Origin of the sequence: Rhodococcus sp. IEGM 1330 (assembly GCF_033142445.1) — a bacterium.
Lineage (GTDB): Bacteria > Actinomycetota > Actinomycetes > Mycobacteriales > Mycobacteriaceae > Rhodococcoides.
In genome coordinates this window covers 142,903-164,391 of record NZ_JAWLSB010000012.1, presented here as the reverse complement: position 1 = coordinate 164,391, position 21,489 = coordinate 142,903, and the positions used below count along the sequence as shown (strand labels likewise).

The window sequence follows — 21,489 nt, the reverse complement described above, 5'->3', positions numbered from 1 at the left end:
GACACCGCACCACACGCCGGTGTAGTTCATTGGTAGAACGCGACCTTCCCAAGGTTGAGAGGCGGGTTCGATTCCCGTCACCGGCTCCACAGACCGCCCACTTCGGGCCGTCACCCGCACCACTCCTGCCCATCCGAGTCGCTCCCGTCTCGTCCGTATCGCTGAACTCACAGACGCCGCCGAGTCACTGCGGTCACTCCTGAAACAAACCGACCATCGCTAAATATCGGCCATTACCCTTGCTGCGGACCGGTAGCGTAGGCGAATTCATTCATTGTATTCGCAAGAATTCCTGCATTCGAGAAGAAACTTTTGCCACCTACTTGGCCGTGCTAGAAATCAATTGGGGCGACATTTACCGCGACATTCGACCTGACAGGAATCCCCTTCATGAGATCACTATTGACAATTGCTGCGGTCACCCTGACCACGATGGCCGTTGCGGTCTCGTCGGCGACCGCCGCCCCGTCACAGGCCGCACCTCCGCGAACCCAAGGCGGAGCGGGAACCCTTCTGTGGGAAGATCAGTTCAACGGGTACGGTGGACCCGACCCCTCCAAATGGGGCTTTCAGACCGGTCGATGGGGCGCGAGTTCCGGTGAGCAGCAGTACTATACGGATTCCTGGAACAACGCCAACCAGTTCAACGGCTCACTGAACATCATCGCACGTCGGGAGAACGCACCCGACCGCAAGCGGGCACCGTACAACTTCACCAGCGCCCGCGTGGTCAGCATGGGCAAGCAATCGGTGACGCCGCCGGTGCGCATCGAAGCATCGATCAAGATGCCGAGCGCCCAGGGCCTGCTACCCGCATTCTGGACCCTCGGCCTACAACCCGGTGGCGAATATTCATGGCCCAGCCAAGGGGAAGTGGACATCGTCGAAATTCCCAGTCTGTACGGACCGTCATTCAATTTGCACGGCCCCTCGAAGTGGAACCCCAATCAAGATGTGAAAGCCGGCGGGAGCATGGATCCGGTCAATAACGGATTCCATACATACCGAATCGACTGGCTACCGAACAGCATCACCTGGTTCGTCGACGGAGTCGCTCGGTACTCCCTGACTCAGGCCCAGTACGAGGCGAAAGGTGGCAATTGGAAGGCGTTCTCGGGCGCTTGGCCGCATTACATCCTCTTCAACGTCGCCGTGGGCAACAACTGGGTCGGCAAGACATTGAACAGCACGCCGTATCCGCAGACGATGAGTGTCGACTGGCTGCGCGTGAGTCGCCTCTGACCTGCAGAGCAGTCTGTTCTCTCCCCATGGGGCTCAGCCACTACGGCTGGGCCCCGTGCGGTGAACACGCTCGGCGCGATGTCGACGACGGAACAATTCTTGTGACTTTTATCAGTTCACGCCTCTTTCCATAGGGACATTTCACAGTTCGAGGAATACCGTCGACCCATGCGCGGGCCACGGCGAAGTCTGATCACCCTCGCAATCGTCGCTGCCGCTGCACTGCTTGTGCCTTCCGCACACGCGGGGCCGGTGATGCCCACCGCTGCCGCCCCCGAGCAACGCGATCACGCCGATGCCATCCGCTACGCGGCATCGAATCGCGACGCCGCCCCTCCCGGAGCCAACGACATGAGCTGCAAGCCCACCGCAGCCCACCCGAATCCTGTCGTCCTGGTGCACGGCACCGACGCCACTTCGTACTCCGACTGGGCCGGCTTCGCACCGATCTTGAAAGCAGCCGGATTCTGCGTCTTCGCCATCAACTACGGCACGTCGCCGGACGGTAGATCCAACGGGTACGGCGTCATCGAAGACAGTGCAGCGCAACTGAAGGCGATGACGTTGTCGATACTCCGGGCAACCGGTGCCGCCACAGTCGACGTGGTCGGCTACTCGCAGGGTGCCGCGGTCGCTCGGTACTTCGTCAACAGGCTCGGCGGTGCCTACGTGGTCGATCGATGGGTGGGGATCGCCTCACCGACGTACGGCGGCACCATGTACGGAGTTGCGCCCGTCGTGCAGGCAGTGCCCGGTGCAACCGGTGTCGTAGCAGGCGAATTCGGGCCGGGTCTCGCGCAACTGATGGCCGGATCCGACTTTCTCGACCGACTCAACGCAGGCGGCGACACCGTGCCCGGGGTGGAGTACACGTCCATCGCAACGAGGGTCGACGAAGTGATTCAGCCGTACACCAATGCGCTGCTTCGGGATCCGGGAGCGCACAACATCGTGGTGCAGGACGTGTGCCCCGATACCGAGGTAGCGCACTTCACGTTCACCTACGATCCCACCGCGCTGCGGCTGGCGCTCAACGCTCTGGACCCAGCGAACGCGCGTGCTCCGACCTGCGTACCGGTGCCGTTGGGAGCCGGAATCCTCGACGTCGTCCTCGCCAGCCAGTGACCCTCAGGTCAGAAGCTGATACGCCCTGAGCCCGACGTAGAGCTCGGCGGCCTGGATCGGATCACGGAAGTCGCGCCCGGTGAGCTCGGCGATTCGACGCAGCCGATACAACACCGTATTACGGTGGTAATGCAGCGATTCGGCGGCATCGCGGGTGGAGCCGGCGCACGAGAACCAGGCGTCCAGGGTGTCCAGCAGGCTCTGCCGTTCGGCTCGCGGCAACGCCAGCAGATCACCGAGTATCTGACGCGAGGCGATCCGGCCCGATTTCGGATCGCGGACCAGCAGCAGCGGTACCGGCACGGAGTCGTAGCGCACCGGTGCGGACGATGAGGCCTCGCCCGAGGTGCACGACCTCGCCAACCGAGCCTGGCCAACGGCATCACCGATACCCGACGGGGACCGGAAGACCGAACTCACCCCCACCTGTCCCGGACACAGTTCGCTCAGCGTGATCAACGCTGAATCGATCTCCGATTCCGTTGCGGCACAAATCAGCCCGACGCTACCGTCCACCTCGGCATCCCACACCGATTCGGCACCCGCGGTACGGAGGCGGGCGATCAAACCGTCGATCCCCACCGCTGCGGTCAACGGCTCCTGCGAGATCACCGCGAAGTAGCCGTGGTCTGGAATGCGAAACGTTCGCAACGCGTCCGCTGCCGCAGTCGGATTCGCGCCGTGATCGGCGAAGAGCACACGGATGAGGCGTCCACGGGCTTCGGCGCTCTCGCGCGCACGCATGTCCGCGCTCTCTCGATAGGCTTCCGCCGCCTCGTCGGAGTACACGTCGACCAGCGCCCAGACCTGAGCGGCCATGTCCAGCAGCGCATGACTGGCCCGGCCGTCCGAACGTTCCATCAACTCGTCCCAGACCAACCTGCCGCCCAGCCGAAAAGCATGCAGCAGGGCAGCCAGCGGTACCCCCTGCTCGGCTTTGAGCCGACCGGCGTCGCGAGCCGACTCGAGTCGCATGGGAGCACGACCGGACAGCTTGCCCAGCATCGACGCCAGATTGCTCCGCGAGGCCTCGTAGAGCTGGTCGGTGGTGAGCAGCGTCGATTCGAGGTAGGCGTGCTCTGCCCCCAGGATCCGCCGTACCAATTCCGTCGCGAGATCGTCGACGCCGTCGAGCATCGTCGCGGCCAGATCGGTCGGTGACGGATGCACGTCGAACTCGGTCGCGGTCATGACAGAACTCTATCCTCACCCGTGTAAGCCACGCCACAGCGAAATTGTGCGACGGCACAAACCGATGCATCCGATTGAGGCCCGTGGCCCATAGCGTCCCGCGTCCGAGTGCGACCACAATCACAGTGGAAGCCGTGTACCCGAACGACGAGTGGAGCCGAGAAGTTGACCAGCGACGTCACCCCACACCTGCAATCCGTACCGACGACGGGACCCACCGAGGCAGTCGACGCCGCACTCGCCGATCTGTCCGAGGGAGAGAAGAACTGGGGACGCCTCACCCTCGCCGAGCGGCGGGCCCTCCTCGAACGCGTGCATGCGCTGACCACAGCTCACGCGCAGGAGTGGGTGACGGCGGCAACGTCGATCAAGGGGCTCGACGCCTCGTCCAGCCTCGTCGGAGAGGAATGGCTGTCGGGTCCGTACTCGTTCCTGAACGGACTGGGCACCATGGCACACACACTCGCGGCGCTCGAAGCCGACAGCAGCCCACTGGCCGGTGCCACGTTCGGGACGGCACCCGGTGGGCGCACGACGGTTTCGGTGCTGCCCCTCAACATCTTCGAGCGACTCCTGCTCAACGGGTTCACCGCGGAGGTGTGGCTGAAGCCCGGAATCGACCGTGCAACCGCACAGCGGACCGCGGGCCTCGCCCAGCTCGATCCCACCCGCACCGCAGGCGTCGGGGTGGTACTCGGCGCAGGCAACATCACCTCGATCGCGCCGCTGGACGCGCTGTACGAACTGATCGCGTTCAACCGAGTCGTCGCGCTCAAGCTGAACCCCATCATGGATCCGCTGCTGCCGGTGTTCGAGAAAGTCCTCGCACCGCTGGTCGACATCGGCGCACTGCGCCTGCTCACCGGCGGGGCCGACGTAGGCACCTACCTGGTCCAGCACTTGTCCGTCGACCACGTCCACATGACCGGCAGCGCCATCACGCACGACGCGATCGTCTTCGGTCCCGGCCCGGACGGAGCTGCTCGCAAGGCGGCCAACGACCCGATCCTCACCAAGGAGATCTCCAGCGAACTCGGCGGCGTCTCGCCCACCATCGTTCTGCCCGGTGAGTGGAGCCGTGCCGACATCGAGTTCCAGGCCGAACACATCGCCACCCAACGCCTGCACAACAGCGGATACAACTGTGTCGCTTCGCAGGTCGTCGTGCTGTCCTCGGAATGGAAGCAGCGCGACGAATTCGTCGCCGCCGTGCGCGCCGCCCTCGACCGCGCGCCTGCACGGGCGCCCTACTACCCCGGCAGCGACAAGCGAGTGTCCGACGCCACCGCCACCTACCCGTCCGCCGAACGCCTCGGCGAGCGCGGCGGCCGCGTGCTCATCACCGATCTGAACCCCGGCGAATACGCACCGCTGCTGCAGACCGAGTACTTCGCACCGGTCATGGGCATCATCGAATTGCCCTACAGCGGAGCCGCATTCGCAGCCAAGGCGGTGCAGGCCGCGAACGAGGAATTCACCGGAACACTCGGCATCAACATCATCGGCACCCCCGCCACCATCAAGGGACTCGGGGAGAAGTTCGACACCATGCTCGCCGAACTGCGCTACGGCACCATCGCCGTGAACGCCTGGACGGCCATCGGATTCCTCACCGCAGCGGCGACCTGGGGCGCATTCCCCGGCCACACCGTCGACGACGTGCAGAGCGGAATCGGCATCGTGCACAACGCATTACTGATCGACGGGGCCGAGCGAACAGTGGTCCGAGGTCCATTCCGGCCGCTGCCGCGCTCGCTGGTCAACGGCGAGCTCTCCATCTCCCCGAAGCCACCGTGGTTCGTCACCAACAAGACGGCAGCATCGACCGGCAAGCTGCTCACCGCATTCGCGGGCGCACCGTCCTGGTCCAAGCTGCCGGCAATTTTCGCCTCCGCCCTGCGCGGGTAGAACCCAGCGTCGACGACGACCGAAGGACAATCATGAGCTCTCAGCGCACGACGGCCGACTACATAGTGGTGGGCGCAGGTTCGGCAGGCGCGGTGGTGGCCAATCGCCTCAGCGCAGACCCACGCAACGAGGTGATCCTCCTCGAGGCCGGCCCCGAGGACAAGAACAAGTTCGCCCACATCCCGGCTGCGTTCTCCAAACTCTTTCGTAGCGAGGTGGATTGGGACTACCTGACCGAACCGCAGCCGGAGCTCCGAGATCGCAGCATTTACTGGCCGCGAGGGAAGATGCTCGGTGGCTCGTCGTCGATGAACGCGATGATGTGGGTGCGCGGATTCGCCGCCGATTACGACGATTGGGCGGCAGTGTCCGACGACTCCTGGTCGTTCCGCAACCTCGTCGGATACTTCCGCAAGATCGAGAACATCGAGGGCACAACAGCACTCGACGCGGGAACCGACGGCCCACTCGTCGTCTCTCACCAGCGCAGCCCCCGCGCCCTGACGTCCTCGTTCCTCGACGCCGTCGAAGAAGCAGGCTATCCGCTGGAAACCGCCAACCTGCCCGAGCCCAAGGGCTTCACCCGCACGATGGTCAACCAGAAGCGCGGAGCACGGTGGAGCACCGCGGATGCCTACCTGCGACCGGCGAAGAAGCGCAAGAATCTCACCATCCTCACCGAGGCACACGCCACTCGCGTCTTGTTCGAAGGCACTGCGGCAGTAGGCGTCGAGTACACCTCCGGTGGACAGACACACACCGTGCGCGCACACAAGGAAGTGATCCTCTCCGGCGGAGCCATCAACACTCCGCAGCTGCTGATGCTCTCGGGCATCGGCGACCAGGAACAGCTCAAATCCCACGGCATCGCCGTCCAACACCACGCGCCCGGCGTCGGGCAGAATCTCCTCGACCACCTGGCGGCACTGATCGGCTGGAAAACAGAAAGAGACTCCCTCTTCCACGCCGAGAAGATCCCCGAGTTGGTCAACTACCTCACGCGCCGACGCGGCATGCTCACCTCCAATGTCGCCGAAGCGTACGGATTCATCAAGAGCCGAGAAGATCTTGCTCTGCCCGACGTCGAACTCATCTTCGGACCGGCACCGTTCTTCGACGAGGGACTCGTCGGCCAGGATTCGCACGCCGCCGTCATCGGCGCGGTACTCGTCAAACCCGAGAGCCGAGGCGAGATCACCCTCCGATCGGCCGACCCCCTGGCCAAGCCCATCGTGGAGCCGCGCTACCTGAGCGACCCCGGCGGACTCGACCGCCGCGCCATGATCGAAGGGCTACGGGCCTGCGTTGCAATCTCCGAAACCCCATCGATGAAGGGCGAGCTCGGCGACATCGTCCGACCGAGGGTGGCGTCGAACATCTCCCCGGCGGACCTGCTCACCGAGGCTCTCGAGCAGAATGCGCACACTCTATATCACCCCGTGGGCACTGCCCGTATGGGCAACGACGCCGACAGTGTCGTCGACGCCGAACTGCGGGTGCGGGGCGTCGACCGCCTTCGCGTCGCCGACGCGTCGATCATGCCCAGCATCATCCGCGGACACACTCATGCACCGTCGGTGGTGATCGGCGAACGAGCAGCGGACTTGATCCTTCGTTGATCCTCGAGTGAACCTTCGGAAAATTTCCGGTTTGGCAGTCCGGTTTGTCGGGTAACAGGTGGGCACGCTCCCTTGCAGGGGATCGAGATGGAACCCATCCGCTCGGCAAGCAGCGCCGAATGACCCACAACGCTCGAGAGACGAGCACGGAAGGTTGACCGACATGTTCACTGTTCGTAAAGCTTTGGCCGCCACCGCAATCGGTGCACTGACGATCGTCCCGCTCGCCGCATGCTCGAGCGACGACTCGTCGACCACGACCGAGACGTCCTCGGCTTCATCCGAGGCAGCCACCACCGAGGCAATGCCGGAGCCCGCAGCCGAGGTCCCCGACCTCAGCAACGGTGTCGACACCGCAGTCGCTCTGGATGCCGGCTTCACCGGCGCGCTGACCACCCTGGGCCTCACGCCCGGCGTCGTCGGAACCGCCACTCTGGCAGACGGATCCATCCGATTCCCGATCACCGGCGGAGACGTCAGCTACTGGGAGCCCGGCACCGTTGATCCCTACGTCCAGGGCATGATCATGCACGACGGCAGCGGCCTGTCGCTGACCGCCGGCGAGACCGTGGTCGAGCTCATCAACTTCGACATCGACCCGGGCACGTCGATCCTCACCGGTGACGTCATGGTCAACGGCGAAGAGGCTGCAGCAGATGCAGTGCTGTTCGATCTCGACGGCCGCACCCTGCAGCCGCTCGCGACCGGACCCGACAACACCGCAATCCTGCAGGGCACCGAGGTGAAGATCTCGGAGACCGCTGCCGGTCTGCTCAACAGCACCTTCAACACCGATGCTGTGACCCCGGGGCTGCTCGTGGGCGTTGCGACCATCACGGTCAGCACTGCCTAATCACCTCCTGAACGCCCGTGCGCGAGATGTCGCCGTGAAAGACGGTGGCTCTCGCGCACGGGTGTTTGCATCGCACGGTCAGGAGCCCGAATGAGAGCATTCACGAAGATCTACGGCGGACACCCGCTGCATGCGGTCGGCCTGCTACTCTCGTTCGCCCTCGTCGGCTACGTCGTCACACTCGCAGGGCCGCAGACTCTGTGGAACAGCGACGTGTGGTGGAAATCCGTTCTCGTGTGGTTCTTCGGATCGGTACTGCTGCACGATGCCGTACTGTTCCCGCTCTACTCGCTCGCCGATCGACTGGTCACCGGCATTCCACGCCGCCGCCCGGCCGTGTCGCCGGTGAACTTCGTTCGAGTTCCTGCACTCGGAGCTGCGCTGACCTTCCTGATGTTCTTTCCCGGCATCCTCTCTCAGGGCGCGCAGTCGTACAGGGCCGCAACCGGTTTGACCCAGGAACCCTTTCTCGGACGTTGGCTCGCGCTGACCGCGGTGTTGTTCACCGTGAGCGCCGCCGCCTACTTCATTCGATGGACCCGCGTACGGAGCCGAGCATGAGCGTCACCGCCGATACACTCTTCACCCGCGCAGCAGCCGGACTACCCTGCTGGATAGGCGATTCCGACGGCAGCAGGCAGCAACTTCCCACCGCACGGTGGATGGGTGGCAGCGCCTCGTCAGCCGAGGATCGCCGCGCGGATCACGCCATGCTCAGCCGCTGCACCGGGCCCACGATCGATCTCGGCTGTGGGCCGGGTCGACTCACCGAAGCGCTTGCTCGACGCGGCGTTTCGGCACTCGGTGTCGACAACTCCCGAGCTGCGGTCGACCTGACCATCGGACGCGGCGGCAACGCCGTTCTCCGCGACCTCTTCGAGCCACTGCCCGACACCGGCAACTGGTCGTGTGTCCTTCTCGCAGACGGAAACATCGGCATCGGCGGAGATCCGGTGCGTCTGCTTCGCCGGGCAGCCGACCTGCTGGCACCCCACGGGGCCGTCATCGCCGAGGTGGATGCGCCCAGCGACACGGGAATTCGGCACCGCACCGTTCGATGGGAAACCGACACCATGGTCGGCGACTGGTTCGCCTGGTCGAGTGTCAGCGCCGACGCCACCGCGGATCTCGCCGGTGCCGCCGGCCTTCGAGTGGTGGACGTGGCACCGATCGACGGGCGCTGGTTCGCTCAGATGACGCTGGCTCCGCTCACCAGTTCGTGAACAGCAGATGATTGATCGCCAACGCACCGATCACCTGCAGCGCCAACCAGAAGCGATGCGTCCTGATCGGCAACACAGCGGGCGCGATCAGCATCCACATCGCGAAGGGCAACCAGATTCTTTCGGTCTCGGCTTTGCTCAACTGGCTCAGATCGGCCATCACCACCGCGGCGACACCGCCGATCACCAACAGATTGATCGGCTCGAACCGCGTGAGAATCCGTGGGAACGCAGCGGGCACAGCAATACCCAGCGCACAGAACAGCGCCGCGAAGTTCGCCCAACCCCAGTACTCGAACGGGCGGTCCTTCGCGATGCCCTGGTAGTAGCGCTCCTGCACCAGTTCGTATCCGTCGTACCACCAGAATCCGTACGCCGTGAAGATTCCCGCAACGATCAGCGCACCGATCAGCGCACCCACGAACGGCAGAATCTTTCGCCCGGCAATCAACACCGCGACCGCAGGCAGGCCCATCAGCACCAGCCCGTAGTTGAGGTAGATACCGAAACCGAGCAATACTCCCGCGCCGATCGACGCGGGCCACAGGTAGCGCTTCGTCGAGATCGCCAGCAGCGCAATTCCCCACGCGGCGACACCGGCGTAGAACGCATCGGCCGAGACAGCTATCCAGATTGCCGCCGGGGCGATCGCCACGAACGGTGCTGCACGCCGTGCGATGTTCTCGTCGCCGAGCACCCCGAGAGTGAGTACCAGCGCCACAGCGGCACTCGTACCGACCAGCACACAGAGCGTCGCCGCCCAGGCTCCACCGCCGAGGCCGAGGCGGTCGAGCCAGACGAAGGTGAGCAACGCGCCGGGTGGATGACCGGACACATGCGTCGTCCACGAATCGGCCTGGTAGTCCAGAATGCGCTCGGAGAACCCGCGGAGCGTGGCGGGAATGTCGGTGACGCCTGGCACTTCGTGCAAGTACTCGTCCGTCGATGCCAGCCGGTTCACGAAGCCGCGTTTCCAACCGTCCACCATCGCCAGCGACATCGTCCAGGCCGCCGACGCACCCCACACGACGAACAACAGTCGCGTCCACGACAGTCGGCGTGCCACCGTCGGACCCCACAACACGGTGGCCACGGCGATCAGAACGGCGACGGGAGTTCCCCATCCCACGTGAATCTCGCGGAAGCCGAACAGCGGTGCCGCATCGGCGAAATCACGCACCTGCTGCGGAGTTCTGTTGATGATGGGGGTGACGAGTTCGTTTCCCAGGTACGGAACGACGAACGCGACCACGACGAGCACGACGGCCAACGTGCCGGCGACGGCTTCTCTCCAGTAACGGATAGTCTTTTCTCCCTGCGGACTTGAAGGCGAACACGACTTGGAATCAGCATATCGACCGACGGTGATGGAGGATGAGTAGATGAACAACGACGCGAAGGGGCGGGCCGAGATAGCCGTCATCGGCGGCAGCGGCTTCTATTCGTTCTTCGCGGATGACGCCGAGGAGGTAGTGCTCGACACCCCCTACGGCGCTCCGAGCGCCCCGATCACGTTGGGCGAGGTGGAGGGTCGGCGAGTCGCGTTTCTGCCCAGACACGGCCGAAACCACGAGTACTCACCCCACACGTTGCCGTATCGCGCAAACATGTGGGCGCTGCGGATGCTCGGGGTGGGGCGAGTGTTCGCACCGTGCGCGGTCGGATCCCTGGTGTCCGAGTACGGCCCGGGAACCGTCGTGATTCCCGATCAACTCGTCGACCGAACCTCCGGGCGTGCGCAGACCTACTTCGACGAGGGCGGGATTCACGTCGAATTCGCAGACCCCTACTGCCCCACGTTGAGGAAGTCCGCGGTCCAGGATTCAGCGATCGACGGCGGCGTCATGGTCGTCGTCGAAGGTCCTCGGTTCTCCACTCGTGCCGAGAGCCGATGGTTCGCCCGCCAGGGTTGGACGCTCGTGAACATGACCGGCCATCCCGAGGCGGTCCTGGCTCGCGAACTCGAACTCTGCTACGCACCGATCGCATTGGTGACCGACCTCGACGCCGGAATCGAGTCCGGTCAGGGAGTCAAGGCGGTGGACGTGTTCGCGGAATTCCAGAAGAACATCGAGCCGCTCAAAGCACTGGTGCGCTCGGCCATCTCCGACGCTCCCACCGGTGACTGCCCCACGTGTCGGGTGCACACCGGCATCACGCTGCCGATCGAACTGCCATGACACGGGTACTGCTGACCGGTGCAGCCGGATTCATCGGCGGTCACATTCTCGATGCGGCTGCCGTCTCCGGCCACGAGGTCGTTGCCGTCGACGCCATGCTGGAATCGGCGCACGGCCCCGGAGCGCGAGCTGACGGGATCATCGATCTCGATGTACGCGACAAGGACTCACTCGTCGACGCATTGCGCGGGGTCGACGTCGTATGTCACCAGGCCGCTGTCGTCGGAGCCGGCGTCGATGCCGCTGATGCCCCGGCCTACGCCAGCCACAACGACTACGGCACGGCGGTCCTGCTCGCCGCGATGTACGAGGCGGGCTGCTCTCGCCTGGTTCTCGCATCGTCGATGGTCGTCTACGGCGAAGGGCGGTATCTCAATTCGTCCGGTGAGACGGTCATTCCCCGGCCCCGCACTCGAGCCGACCTCGACGCGGGATTGTTCGACAATCGCGACCCGAACTCCGGTGAGCCTCTCGATTGGCTTCTGGTCGAGGAAGATTCGACGCTGGAGCCGAGGAGCACGTACGCCGCGAGCAAACTGGCACAGGAGAACTACGCCTCCGCCTGGGCGGTGTCGACGGGCGGCTCCGTGGTCGCACTGCGGTACCACAACGTCTACGGACCGCACATGCCGCGCAACACCCCCTATTCCGGTGTGGCAGCGATGTTCCGGTCGTCTCTGGAACTCGGTCAGGCCCCGACCGTGTACGAGGACGGCAAGCAGGCTCGCGATTTCGTGCACGTTCACGACGTGGCAGCCGCCAACATCGCGTCGATCGACGCGGAGGTCGACGGCTTCACCGCCCTCAACGTCTGCTCGGGGCAGCCGATCACCATCGGCGAGGTCGCCACCATCCTCGCCGACGCACGCGGCGGGCCCACGCCCGAGATCACCGGACGCTACCGAGCGGGCGATGTACGGCACATCGTCGCCAGTTCCCGACTGGCCGAACGGACCCTGGGATTCCGCGCGAAGATCATGCCGAGGGACGGTCTCACCGCATTCGCCGACGCACCGTTGCGCGACGCCGAGGGCACGGGACCACCCCGTGTCTGAACCGAAATCCGTCACCGTCGTCATCCCCTGCATGAACGAGGCCGAATCGCTTCCGGCAGTGCTCGATTCGGTTCCGACGGGCTACCTGACGATCGTGGTGGACAACAACTCCACCGACGCCACCGCCGCCGTGGCTGCTGCCCATGGAGCAACAGTGGTCTCCGAAACGGTGCCCGGTTACGGCGCAGCAGTCCACGCAGGCGTCGTCGCGGCCGACACCGATATCGTCTGCGTCCTCGACGGAGACGGCTCGATGGATCCACGCGACCTGCCGACCCTCGTGACGGCGCTGGATCACGCGGACCTCGCCGTCGGTCGCCGCCGACCGGCGAAGGGAAGCTCGCCCCTGCACGCCAGGATCGGCAATGCCGTTCTCTCACTTCGACTTCGCACCAAGTACAAGCTGCCCGTACACGACCTGGGAGCCATCCGCGCGGTACGCCGTCAGGCACTGCTCGACCTCGGCGTCAGCGACCGCCGCTCGGGCTACCCGCTGCAGCTGCTCGTACTGGCGGCCGAAGCCGGCTGGACCGTCGTCGAACACGACGTGGTCTACCGACCACGGACAGCCGGAACGTCCAAGGTCTCGGGCTCGGTGAAAGGGACGATCGTCGCCGTGCGAGATTTCTGGAAGGTGCTCTCGTGACCGTCACCGCGCTCGTCGTCGCCAAAGCCCCCGTTCCCGGGCTGGCCAAGACACGCCTCGCCGCCACGATCGGAGACGCCGCCGCAGCCGAACTGGCCGCGGCCTCGCTGCTGGACACCCTGGACGCCGTCTCGGCCGCCGACGTCGACCGCCGTGTCGTGGCCCTCACCGGCACCCTCGCCGACGCGGCCCGTTCCGACGAACTCATCCGGGCCCTGGCGTCGTTCACGGTGATAGCGCAGCGCGGCGACGGGTTGGGCGAACGACTGGCGAATGCACACGCCGACGCGGCCACCACTGGAGCCGTACTGCAGATCGGCATGGACACCCCACAGGTCACGGCGCAATTGCTGTCCGACGCGGCGGCGCGACTCGGCAGCAGCGACGTACTGGGACCGGCCGAGGACGGTGGCTGGTGGGCGCTGGGGCTGCGCAACCCCGACCTCGCGCGGTCCTTGCTCGACGTGCCCATGTCTACGCCGTCGACGGGTACCGACACACTCGATGCTCTGACCGCTGCCGGAGCGTCGATCACGATGCTCCCCGATTTGCGCGATGTCGATTTCGAGTCCGATCTCGACGCGGTGGCGCAATTGTGCGCGGAGACCAGCCGATTCCGTATTGCCGTCAGGCAAATGGGTAATTGATCGGAGTTTCGGTCCGTTCCGACAGGTCTGTTTTCGTCGAAACTCGGCTTTGTGCTCGAAACCTCCACACCTGTTGCGGAGCAGCGGCTTCGATCTGCCCGAATTGCCGGACCGCACACGACCAATATCGAATCGCAACAAAGCCGAACCACCGTTTCACGGCGGTTTCACAGACACAGGTGCTAGAAAGTGTGACATGACCGGGTTGTTGATAGGCGTAGCCGTGTGGATGGTGTTCGCGACAGTCGTCGCCACCGTCCTCGGCCGCGTCGCGCGCCGGGGTGACTCCGAAGAATTGGGATCCACCATCGAGTGGGACGTCGACACTCTCGATCACGAAATCCACCACGAGACCTGACGGTGATCAGTCGACCCGTTCGACGATCTCGGTCAGAATACGAGCCGCTGCGGCCAGTGTCTCCCGCTGCTTCGGCGTCAACTCGTCCAATTGTCCCGCGAGCGCGATTTCCCGAGCGGCGACCTCCTGACGTGCAGTGGCCGTCCCCGCGTCGGTCAGCCGCAGAACCACCTGCCTGCCGTCCGTCGGATGCGGCTCCCGGCACATCAGCCCCGACTCGACCAAGGCGTGCGACGACCTGGAAACCGACGGCGGCTTTATCCGCTCCCGTGCCGCCAACTCCCCCGTCGTCATCGGCCCCTCACGGAGCAACGTCGTCAGAATCGACAGGTGAGCGACGGGCAATCTGTCGCTGGAATGGCGCAGACGAAGTCTCCGATTCAATCGCATCGCACTGACGGACAAATCCCTCGCCAGCCGGGAATCGGGCAGATCACTCACGCTGTCCAGATTACGACACCCGGACCCGTTCCCTCGATTTCTCGAAACAGCGGATCACTCATTGTATTTCGCCGAGAACAAACCGCTGATATGGTTCTCGGATTACCGGGGAGTGAAAACGAAAATCGGGAGAACGTCGTGAGTCGCGTGGGTTCCAAAATATTGACCGTTGCCACCATGGCCGTAGCGGCGTCGCTGCTGGTCACCGGGCCCAACGCACTCGCCAATCCCAACGCGGTCAATCCCATTGCCGGACTCAACGGCACATTCGGGCTGCCGCAGCTCAACGGTCGCGCCCAAGCCGTCGCCCAGGTGACCGGGATGTCGAGCCCCAACAACACGCAGAACGTCAACATGATCGGCACCGATCTCGGCATCATGTGGGACAACGGCCGCGGCGAGGTGTTGACGGCTTTCGGCGATACCGCCGGGTTCGGCGTACCCAACCTGCTGCAGGGCAGCCTGTGGTCGTGGCGCAGCAACGCCATCGTGCGGAGCAACGACCGCGATCTCGCCGACGGCATGAACTTCGACAGCATCGTTCGCGACCCTCTCGGCCAGACCAAAGAGGTCGTCCCCAGCCCCAAGATCCCGTTCGTCGAGATCAGCCGAATCCCGACGGCAGGCGTGGCCGTCGGCGACAGTCAGTACCTGAACCTGATGTCCGTGAAGAACTGGGGACCCGCGGGAACCTGGGAAACCAACTTCTCCGGCCTGGCAGTGTCGAACGACAACGGGGAGAACTGGGCAGCACTTCCCGACACCCAGCGGCCCAGCGTCGGCGGCGACCGCAACTTCCAGCAGAGCGCGTACCTGAAGGACGGCGGCTACGTCTACCAGTACGGCACACCGCCCGGCCGCTTCAACCTCGGCCACATCGCCCGCGTCAAGGAACAGGACATCGCCCGGCTCGGCGAATACGAGTACTGGACCGGCCAGGACTGGAAGAAAGGCGACCCGGCCGCGGCCGCACCCATCGTCGGCGGCGTCGGCGAACTCTCCGTCGCATACAACGCGACACTCGGTCAGTACCTGATGATGACAACCGACAACGCCAACTCGATCGTGCTGCGGCGCTCGCCGTCGCCCGTCGGGCCGTGGAGCCCGCCGGAGGTTCTGGTCGACACCCGCGAGCTCAGCTCCATCTACGCGCCGTACATCCACCCCTACTCGACCGGCCGTGACCTGTACTTCCTGGCCACCGTCTACCAGAACTACAACGTGCTACTGCTGCGCGCGACGCTGTAGGAACCCCCACTAGGCTTCCCCGGGTGGACGCCGCAGACTGGGATCGCAAATACGAAGGCCGAGAACTCGTCTACGGCGAGGCACCGAACGCAACGTTGGTGGAAGTCGCGACAACGCTGAAACGTGGTCGGGCACTTGATCTCGCGGCCGGTCAAGGCCGAAATGCCATCTGGTTGGCAACCCGCGGCTGGACCGTCGACGCCGTCGATTTCTCCTCGGTCGCACTGACGAAGGCGAGTCGTGTTGCCGCCTCGGCACCGCGGTCGGTGCGCGAGCGCCTGACCTGGGTCCACGCCGATGTGACGCAGTTGTCGACAGAACCGAACTATGACCTGGTTCTCATGTTCTACCTCCACCTGCCCCCGGAAGAGCGGCGCACAGCCGTATCGACGGCAGTTTCGGCGCTGAAACCTGACGGAATCCTCATGATTCTCGGACACCACACCGCGAACATCGAGTCCGGCGTCGGCGGTCCGCAGGAAGCCGAAATCCTGTACACACCAGAGGATTTGGCGTCGGATATCGGCTCTCGGTTGAGCATTCTCACCGCCGAGAACCGCTATCGAGACGTGACCGGCGGCACAGCGATCGATGCACTGCTACTGGCGAGTAGGTCTCCCCTTGGCAGCACACCGGATCGGGGGTAATATCGCTTAAGTTACCGACGAGTAGCTAACTTGGGCGGTACTCACGAGACCGCACCACCGACTGGAGAGCGAACGAGCAATGGGCCATTACAAGAGCAACCTTCGGGACCTGGAGTTCAACCTCTTCGAGCTTTTCGGACTCGACGAGACACTCGAAGGCGACAATTTCGGCGACATGGACGGTGAGGTGGCCCGCGACATGTTGCGCGAGGTCGTTCGCTTGGCCGAGGGACCGCTGGCCGAGTCCTTCGCGGACACGGACCGCAATCCGCCCGTCTTCGATCCCGAAACCCACAGCCTGAAGCTGCCCGACTCCTTCAAGAAGTCGTTCAAGGCGCTCTACGACGGTGAGTGGTGGCGCGTCGGCCTCGACGAAGAACTCGGCGGCATGGCAGCGCCTCGCAACCTCCTGTGGGGTATCAACGAGATGCTCCTCGGTTCTCAGCCCGCAGCATTCATGTACAACGCGGGGCCCGGCTTCGCAAACATCTTGTTCCACAACGGAACCGATGAGCAGAAGGAATGGGCGAAGGTCATCGTCCAGCGCGGCTGGGGTGCCACGATGGTGCTCACCGAGCCCGACGCCGGATCCGACGTCGGCGCAGGCCGTACCAAAGCGATCAAGCAGGACGACGGCTCCTGGCACATCGAAGGCGTCAAACGCTTCATCACCTCCGCCGTTTCGGACGACCTGTTCGAGAACATCTTCCACCTCGTACTCGCGCGTCCCGAGGGTGCCGGACCGGGAACCAAGGGCCTGAGCCTGTTCTTCGTCCCCGCCACCCACTTCGACTTCGAGAAGGGCGAACCGGGCGAGCGCAATGGCGTCTTCGTCACCGGCGTCGAGCACAAGATGGGTCTCAAGGCCTCGGCCACCTGTGAGCTCACCTTCGGTGGCCACGGCGTCCCTGCCAAGGGCTGGCTCGTCGGCGAGGTTCACAAGGGCATCGCGCAGATGTTCGACGTCATCGAGCACGCTCGAATGATGGTCGGCACCAAGGCAATCGGCACCCTCTCCACCGGCTACCTCAACGCACTCGGGTACGCCAAGGAGCGCGTCCAGGGCGCAGACCTGACGCAGATGACCGACAAGGCCGCACCCCGCGTCACCATCACCCACCACCCCGACGTGCGCCGCAGCCTGATGATGCAGAAGGCCTACTCGGAGGGCCTGCGCGCGGTGTACCTCTACACCGCCGCACACCAGGATCCGGTCACTGCCAAGCAGGTCTCGGACGCAGACGCAGACATCGCGTACCGCGTCAACGACCTCCTGCTGCCCATCGTCAAGGGCGTCGGCTCCGAAATCGCCTACCAGGTACTCGCAGAATCCCTGCAGACCCTCGGCGGCTCCGGATTCCTGCAGGACTACCCCCTCGAGCAGTACATCCGCGACGCCAAGATCGACTCGCTGTACGAAGGAACCACCGCCATCCAGGCGCAGGACTTCTTCTTCCGGAAGATCGCCCGCGACCGCGGCGTAGCACTCGCTCACGTTGCCGGACAGATCAAGTCGTTCATCGACAGCGAAGCAGGCAACGGTCGCCTCAAGGCCGAGCGCGCACTGCTGGCTACCGCACTCGAAGACGTGCAGGCCATCGTCACCTCGATGACCCAGCACCTCATGGGCGCACAGGACCAGCCCACCGAGCTGTACAAGGTCGGCCTGGCATCGGTGCGCTTCCTGATGGGCTTCGGCGACCTGCTCATCGGCTGGCTGCTGCTGCGTCAGTCCGAAATCGCTATCGCCGCGCTCGACAACGGTGCAGAGGGCAAGGACAAGGCGTTCTACGAAGGCAAGGTCGCAGTGGCCTCGTTCTTCGCCAAGAACATCCTCCCGCAGCTCACCTCCACCCGCGCAATCCTCACCAACATCGACAACGACATCATGGAACTCGACGAAGCAGCATTCTGATTCTCTGAGTTCGCAACGGCCGCACCTGTTCTCGGGTGCGGCCGTTGTCGTGTGTCGGGAACGCTGGGGTGCGTCGCCGCGGGCGCGGAGTTGTCGGTCCCGGGCTGCCGCAAACGCGCGCGCGTTTGTTTGGGGTGCGGAGTTGCGAGTCCCCAAGCTGCCCGGGGCCGGGCAGAACCGAGCAGGGGCGACGGGACCGAACAGCCGCTATTGCTGAAGTTTGCGGAACTTGCTGCCGTGGAACACGATTGGGTTCACTTCGCTTTGCACGTCCAGGGAATGTATGCGCAGCAACACAATTGCGTGGTCACCCGCGGGGATTTGCTGCTCGATGGTGGTGTCCAGCCATGCGGTGGCACCGACGATGAAGGCCGCTCCCCCGTCGGTGACGGTGAGATCGAGGCCGGCGAACCGGTCACCGGTTTTGGCGGCCAGGGTACGGACGGCGTCGTTGTGTGCCTCGCCGAGAACGCTGACGCCGATGTTGGGTGCCAACTCGAGTTTCGGCCATGTCGTCGACGTGTTCTGAATGCATACCGCTACGAGTGGCGGGTCGATGGACACCGAAACGAAGCTGCTGGCCGCCAAGCCCACCAGGACGCCGTCGATTTTCGCGGCGATCGCGACGACGCCGCTCGGGAACTGCCCGTACGCCTCACGAAGCGTCTGCTGATCGAGGACGGTACGTGTGAGCGTCATGGACGAAGCTCCCCTTTCGATCTCGTGGTGCACCCCCCGCGTGGGCGCAGTTCTGTCGAGTGAACACCTAGAGCAAGCAAACACCCGATCGGGCGGTGACGCCACAGTCCGAATCGACGTGATTCGAATGGCCCTCTCGCGGTTGCGGCATCACTCGTCTTCGTCCGGTTCCGGGGCGGGGTCCGCTGCAGGGGCCGGGCGATCGGGCTGAACGCACCGCACGATAGGGATCGGGTCGTACTTCACCGTTCTGGTGTTCCGCGAAATCTCCCTGCCCGACGCGGCATCGCTGATCACCTTGGTGTCGCTGGCGGTGAATCCTTGACCTCCGCCGGACGCGACGCAGTCTGTGCCTGCGGGCAGTGTCACCGTGTTCGGTGAGGTGAAATTGGTTCGCGAACCGGTGATCGATTCGACGTCGACCGTTTTCGTTCCCCACAGTCGGACGGTGACGCTGGACGAGTCGGCGAACGATTCGATGACCACGCCGGTGTCGTTCGGGTTGGTGAACTTCAGGTCGATGGCACCTTCGAAGACCGTCGCTTCGCGCGCCTCGGGGTATCGGCTGATGTAGTAGCTGTGTTCGGTGTGGTCGGTGTCTTCCATGCCGGCGAAGTACGACGCGTTGTAGAGCGTCGTCGCGAACTGGCTGATGCCGCCACCGACGGCGCGATCGGGTCGACCGTTGTCGATGATCCCCGACTCCACGAAGCCCTGCCCGCTGCCTCGGGGACCGGTGTACCCGTTGAGCGAGAACGTTTCTTTCGGCTTCACGAGCGCACCGTTCACGATCTGCGCCGTCAGCCCGATATTGACGCCCGACGCGTACTCGAACCCGCCGGTGGTGTACTCGGCGATCACTTCTCGCACACCGAGATTCTGCGCGGCTTCGGTGGTGAGAGCGGGCGGGGCAGGTTCGTAGATCGCCTCGGCGGTGCGGGGTCCGTCCGCGGACAGCAGCGCGGGCAGTTGCTCGAGAGTCTTGCGCCACTCCACCAGCTCGCCCATCTCACCGGGGACGACGGTCGGGGCACCCCCGGAGAAGGTGAACGACGCGTCCGTCGGCGGTATCTCGGTGCGCACGAGTTGCGGCGCGAGAATCCCTGTGGCGATGTCGGTGTCGTAGATCGGGGTCAGTCCGCCCTGGCCGTCCGGGTCGAAGCGCAGAACCTCGCCCACCCGATCCGTCGGAAGGACCGCGTCGACGTTCTGCCGGCCCGCTACGGTCACCGGTGCCTCGACCGCAGGAACGGCGATGTCGGCGAAGGCTCGATCCACGGCGTCCTGAGTCACCGTGACGGGTGTCGTTTCGTAGACGGCTTCCGTTGCTCCCGAGGCCCATTCGGCCTGCAGGTTTCGACGCGTCCCGTCGGCGTCGAGTACCCGGCCGGACAGCGGCGCGACGGCAATCGGTGCGCCGCCGTCGAACACGACATCACCTTCGACGGGATCACGGTCGGTCTCGACGCGCAGTCCGTCGACGGCAGCAGTGAGCGCTTGCTCGTCCGTGGTCGACACGACGCCGATCTCGCGGCTCCCGAACAACGACGTCAGCCGAGTGATCGGATTGATCGGCTGCGATCCGGCGCGGTCGAGCGTCGCGTTCCAGTCCACACCGAGACCGGCAGCGGCAGGCAGTACCTCGACCTGTCGATCGCCGACGTCGACCGACACGGGCTGCTCGGCGCGGGCACCCAGCTCCGAGCGCAAGAGGGCTTCGGCGTCGGAGTGGCTCTTGCCACCGACCTCGATCCCGGCAACGGTGACGCCGCGGGGCACTCGGTCGCTGGAGGTGATCCAATCCGCCGCGTACAGCAGCGTGAGAACTGCAACCACCGCGCCGGTTCCGATCGCGATCTTCCGCCACGGCGGCACGAACCCGGACCCGCCGGCGGGCTGCGGCGAGCCGTCCTCTGGCGGAATCACGGGTGGTTCGACCGGCGACTCGGATTGAGGCGAAACAACTGTCTCAGCAGGAGTAACCGGCTCGGCAGCAGCTGCATGCTGCGCGGGGACGACGGGCTGCGCGAGAACAACAGGCTGCGTGGGAACAACAGGCTGCGCGACGGTCGGCGATTCGTCGGCTGCGGGCGGCTGCTGCGGGGCCGGGATCGGATCGGGCTCGGCGTCCCCCGGCACGACGGCTGCGTCGTAGGCCTCGGTGGCCTCTACATCATCGACGACCGGATCTGCGGCCACCGGATCTTCATCAACCGCCTCTGCATCGACCGACCCCAGCTCATCGACATCGGTTTCCGCGTCGGAAGGCTGCTCGGCCTCCGCTTTCGGGACCTGCTCGGCCTCGGATGCATGCTTCGGATCGGCCGTTTCGTCGCGAATCGCACCGAAGACCTCGGTGGGAGCGTCGTACGGCGGTACGTCGGGTTTCGGTTCGGCACCGTTGGGCGCGTCACCCGACCTACTGTTGCCCTCGCTCACGTTCGACCCTTCCAGGACCACCGTTGGTTGTTGTTGTTGCGCCCTTCTGCACG

Annotated in this window: 20 protein-coding genes and 1 tRNA gene; 16 read left to right on the top strand and 5 right to left on the bottom strand. The window is 64.7% G+C overall.

Annotation, left to right across the window (positions count from 1 at the left end; genetic code table 11):
- The first annotated feature begins 15 nt into the window (after nt 1-15).
- The 3 genes from R4P57_RS23795 to R4P57_RS23785 all read left to right on the top strand — a co-directional run bounded on the left by R4P57_RS23795 (nt 16) and on the right by R4P57_RS23785 (nt 2,367).
- A tRNA-Gly gene (locus tag R4P57_RS23795) sits at nt 16-89 on the top strand.
- A 301-nt stretch (nt 90-390) separates the two neighbouring features.
- Nucleotides 391-1,242, top strand: coding sequence for a glycoside hydrolase family 16 protein (locus tag R4P57_RS23790; RefSeq protein ID WP_317805318.1), 852 nt, complete (start codon nt 391-393; stop codon nt 1,240-1,242).
- 168 nt (nt 1,243-1,410) lie between these two features.
- On the top strand, nt 1,411-2,367 hold the full coding sequence (locus tag R4P57_RS23785) for an esterase/lipase family protein (RefSeq protein ID WP_317805317.1): 957 nt from the start codon (nt 1,411-1,413) through the stop codon (nt 2,365-2,367).
- Nucleotides 2,368-2,370: 3 nt separating this feature from the next.
- Here the strand turns inward: R4P57_RS23785 and R4P57_RS23780 are convergent, their stop codons facing one another.
- Entirely contained in the window at nt 2,371-3,558 is a 1,188-nt protein-coding gene (locus R4P57_RS23780) for a helix-turn-helix domain-containing protein (protein ID WP_317805315.1), read from the bottom strand.
- A 189-nt stretch (nt 3,559-3,747) separates the two neighbouring features.
- Here R4P57_RS23780 and R4P57_RS23775 point away from each other — a divergent pair, with 189 nt between their 5' ends.
- From R4P57_RS23775 to R4P57_RS23755, 5 genes are all read left to right on the top strand, one after another.
- Nucleotides 3,748-5,466 carry an aldehyde dehydrogenase family protein gene (locus R4P57_RS23775; protein WP_411742430.1) on the top strand — a complete coding sequence of 573 codons (1,719 nt, stop codon included), beginning with the start codon at nt 3,748-3,750 and terminating at the stop codon, nt 5,464-5,466.
- Between the two features lie 32 nt (nt 5,467-5,498).
- Entirely contained in the window at nt 5,499-7,085 is a 1,587-nt protein-coding gene (locus tag R4P57_RS23770) for a GMC family oxidoreductase (RefSeq protein ID WP_317805313.1), read from the top strand.
- A 163-nt stretch (nt 7,086-7,248) separates the two neighbouring features.
- The gene (locus R4P57_RS23765) at nt 7,249-7,938 is read left to right on the top strand and encodes a hypothetical protein (RefSeq protein ID WP_317805312.1); all 690 of its coding nucleotides are present in this window, start codon (nt 7,249-7,251) and stop codon (nt 7,936-7,938) included.
- Nucleotides 7,939-8,028: 90 nt separating this feature from the next.
- The gene (locus R4P57_RS23760) at nt 8,029-8,499 is read left to right on the top strand and encodes a hypothetical protein (RefSeq protein WP_317805311.1); all 471 of its coding nucleotides are present in this window, start codon (nt 8,029-8,031) and stop codon (nt 8,497-8,499) included.
- Nucleotides 8,496-9,161, top strand: a complete 666-nt coding sequence (locus R4P57_RS23755) for a methyltransferase domain-containing protein (protein WP_317805310.1) — start codon at nt 8,496-8,498, stop codon at nt 9,159-9,161. Before R4P57_RS23760 ends, R4P57_RS23755 begins: the two co-directional genes overlap by 4 nt.
- Here R4P57_RS23755 and R4P57_RS23750 read toward each other — a convergent pair.
- Nucleotides 9,148-10,431, bottom strand: coding sequence for a hypothetical protein (locus R4P57_RS23750; RefSeq protein WP_411742428.1), 1,284 nt, complete (start codon nt 10,429-10,431; stop codon nt 9,148-9,150). The two genes, R4P57_RS23755 and R4P57_RS23750, sit on opposite strands and share 14 nt — an antisense overlap.
- 112 nt (nt 10,432-10,543) lie before the next feature.
- Between R4P57_RS23750 and R4P57_RS23745 the strand changes: the two genes are divergently transcribed.
- From R4P57_RS23745 to R4P57_RS23725, 5 genes are all read left to right on the top strand, one after another.
- Nucleotides 10,544-11,341 (top strand): S-methyl-5'-thioadenosine phosphorylase, encoded by a 798-nt coding sequence (locus tag R4P57_RS23745; protein ID WP_317805309.1) that lies wholly within the window; start codon nt 10,544-10,546, stop codon nt 11,339-11,341.
- Nucleotides 11,338-12,396, top strand: a complete 1,059-nt coding sequence (locus tag R4P57_RS23740; RefSeq protein ID WP_317805308.1) for an NAD-dependent epimerase/dehydratase family protein — start codon at nt 11,338-11,340, stop codon at nt 12,394-12,396. The genes R4P57_RS23745 and R4P57_RS23740 overlap by 4 nt, the downstream gene beginning before the upstream one ends.
- On the top strand, nt 12,389-13,042 hold the full coding sequence (locus tag R4P57_RS23735) for a glycosyltransferase (RefSeq protein WP_317805307.1): 654 nt from the start codon (nt 12,389-12,391) through the stop codon (nt 13,040-13,042). Before R4P57_RS23740 ends, R4P57_RS23735 begins: the two co-directional genes overlap by 8 nt.
- The gene (locus R4P57_RS23730) at nt 13,039-13,689 is read left to right on the top strand and encodes a DUF2064 domain-containing protein (RefSeq protein ID WP_317805306.1); all 651 of its coding nucleotides are present in this window, start codon (nt 13,039-13,041) and stop codon (nt 13,687-13,689) included. Before R4P57_RS23735 ends, R4P57_RS23730 begins: the two co-directional genes overlap by 4 nt.
- Before the next feature lie 196 nt (nt 13,690-13,885).
- A complete protein-coding gene (locus R4P57_RS23725; protein ID WP_317805305.1) occupies nt 13,886-14,047 on the top strand; it encodes a hypothetical protein in 162 nt (53 codons plus the stop codon).
- 6 nt (nt 14,048-14,053) lie between these two features.
- Here the strand turns inward: R4P57_RS23725 and R4P57_RS23720 are convergent, their stop codons facing one another.
- Nucleotides 14,054-14,488: a MarR family winged helix-turn-helix transcriptional regulator gene (locus R4P57_RS23720; RefSeq protein ID WP_317805304.1), complete on the bottom strand. Its 435-nt coding sequence runs from the start codon at nt 14,486-14,488 to the stop codon at nt 14,054-14,056.
- A 177-nt stretch (nt 14,489-14,665) separates the two neighbouring features.
- Between R4P57_RS23720 and R4P57_RS23715 the strand changes: the two genes are divergently transcribed.
- The 3 genes from R4P57_RS23715 to R4P57_RS23705 all read left to right on the top strand — a co-directional run bounded on the left by R4P57_RS23715 (nt 14,666) and on the right by R4P57_RS23705 (nt 18,298).
- The gene (locus R4P57_RS23715) at nt 14,666-15,736 is read left to right on the top strand and encodes a DUF4185 domain-containing protein (protein WP_317805345.1); all 1,071 of its coding nucleotides are present in this window, start codon (nt 14,666-14,668) and stop codon (nt 15,734-15,736) included.
- Between the two features lie 23 nt (nt 15,737-15,759).
- The gene (locus R4P57_RS23710) at nt 15,760-16,383 is read left to right on the top strand and encodes a class I SAM-dependent methyltransferase (RefSeq protein WP_317805303.1); all 624 of its coding nucleotides are present in this window, start codon (nt 15,760-15,762) and stop codon (nt 16,381-16,383) included.
- Between the two features lie 79 nt (nt 16,384-16,462).
- Nucleotides 16,463-18,298, top strand: a complete 1,836-nt coding sequence (locus tag R4P57_RS23705) for an acyl-CoA dehydrogenase (RefSeq protein WP_317805301.1) — start codon at nt 16,463-16,465, stop codon at nt 18,296-18,298.
- Between the two features lie 207 nt (nt 18,299-18,505).
- Here the strand turns inward: R4P57_RS23705 and R4P57_RS23700 are convergent, their stop codons facing one another.
- A complete protein-coding gene (locus R4P57_RS23700) occupies nt 18,506-18,997 on the bottom strand; it encodes a flavin reductase family protein (protein WP_317805300.1) in 492 nt (163 codons plus the stop codon).
- Between the two features lie 150 nt (nt 18,998-19,147).
- On the bottom strand, nt 19,148-21,436 hold the full coding sequence (locus tag R4P57_RS23695; RefSeq protein WP_317805299.1) for a VanW family protein: 2,289 nt from the start codon (nt 21,434-21,436) through the stop codon (nt 19,148-19,150).
- Between the last annotated feature and the right edge of the window lie 53 nt (nt 21,437-21,489).

Bases quoted from the DNA above. Each gene is read 5' to 3' on its own strand.
- R4P57_RS23790 (WP_317805318.1), top strand. From the start codon at position 391: ATGAGATCACTATTGACAATTGCTGCGGTCACCCTGACCACGATGGCC.
- R4P57_RS23785 (WP_317805317.1), top strand. From the start codon at position 1,411: ATGCGCGGGCCACGGCGAAGTCTGATCACCCTCGCAATCGTCGCTGCC.
- R4P57_RS23780 (WP_317805315.1), bottom strand. From the start codon at position 3,558: ATGACCGCGACCGAGTTCGACGTGCATCCGTCACCGACCGATCTGGCC.
- R4P57_RS23770 (WP_317805313.1), top strand. From the start codon at position 5,499: ATGAGCTCTCAGCGCACGACGGCCGACTACATAGTGGTGGGCGCAGGT.
- R4P57_RS23765 (WP_317805312.1), top strand. From the start codon at position 7,249: ATGTTCACTGTTCGTAAAGCTTTGGCCGCCACCGCAATCGGTGCACTG.
- R4P57_RS23760 (WP_317805311.1), top strand. From the start codon at position 8,029: ATGAGAGCATTCACGAAGATCTACGGCGGACACCCGCTGCATGCGGTC.
- R4P57_RS23755 (WP_317805310.1), top strand. From the start codon at position 8,496: ATGAGCGTCACCGCCGATACACTCTTCACCCGCGCAGCAGCCGGACTA.
- R4P57_RS23745 (WP_317805309.1), top strand. From the start codon at position 10,544: ATGAACAACGACGCGAAGGGGCGGGCCGAGATAGCCGTCATCGGCGGC.
- R4P57_RS23740 (WP_317805308.1), top strand. From the start codon at position 11,338: ATGACACGGGTACTGCTGACCGGTGCAGCCGGATTCATCGGCGGTCAC.
- R4P57_RS23725 (WP_317805305.1), top strand. From the start codon at position 13,886: ATGACCGGGTTGTTGATAGGCGTAGCCGTGTGGATGGTGTTCGCGACA.
- R4P57_RS23715 (WP_317805345.1), top strand. From the start codon at position 14,666: ATGGCCGTAGCGGCGTCGCTGCTGGTCACCGGGCCCAACGCACTCGCC.
- R4P57_RS23705 (WP_317805301.1), top strand. From the start codon at position 16,463: ATGGGCCATTACAAGAGCAACCTTCGGGACCTGGAGTTCAACCTCTTC.
- R4P57_RS23700 (WP_317805300.1), bottom strand. From the start codon at position 18,997: ATGACGCTCACACGTACCGTCCTCGATCAGCAGACGCTTCGTGAGGCG.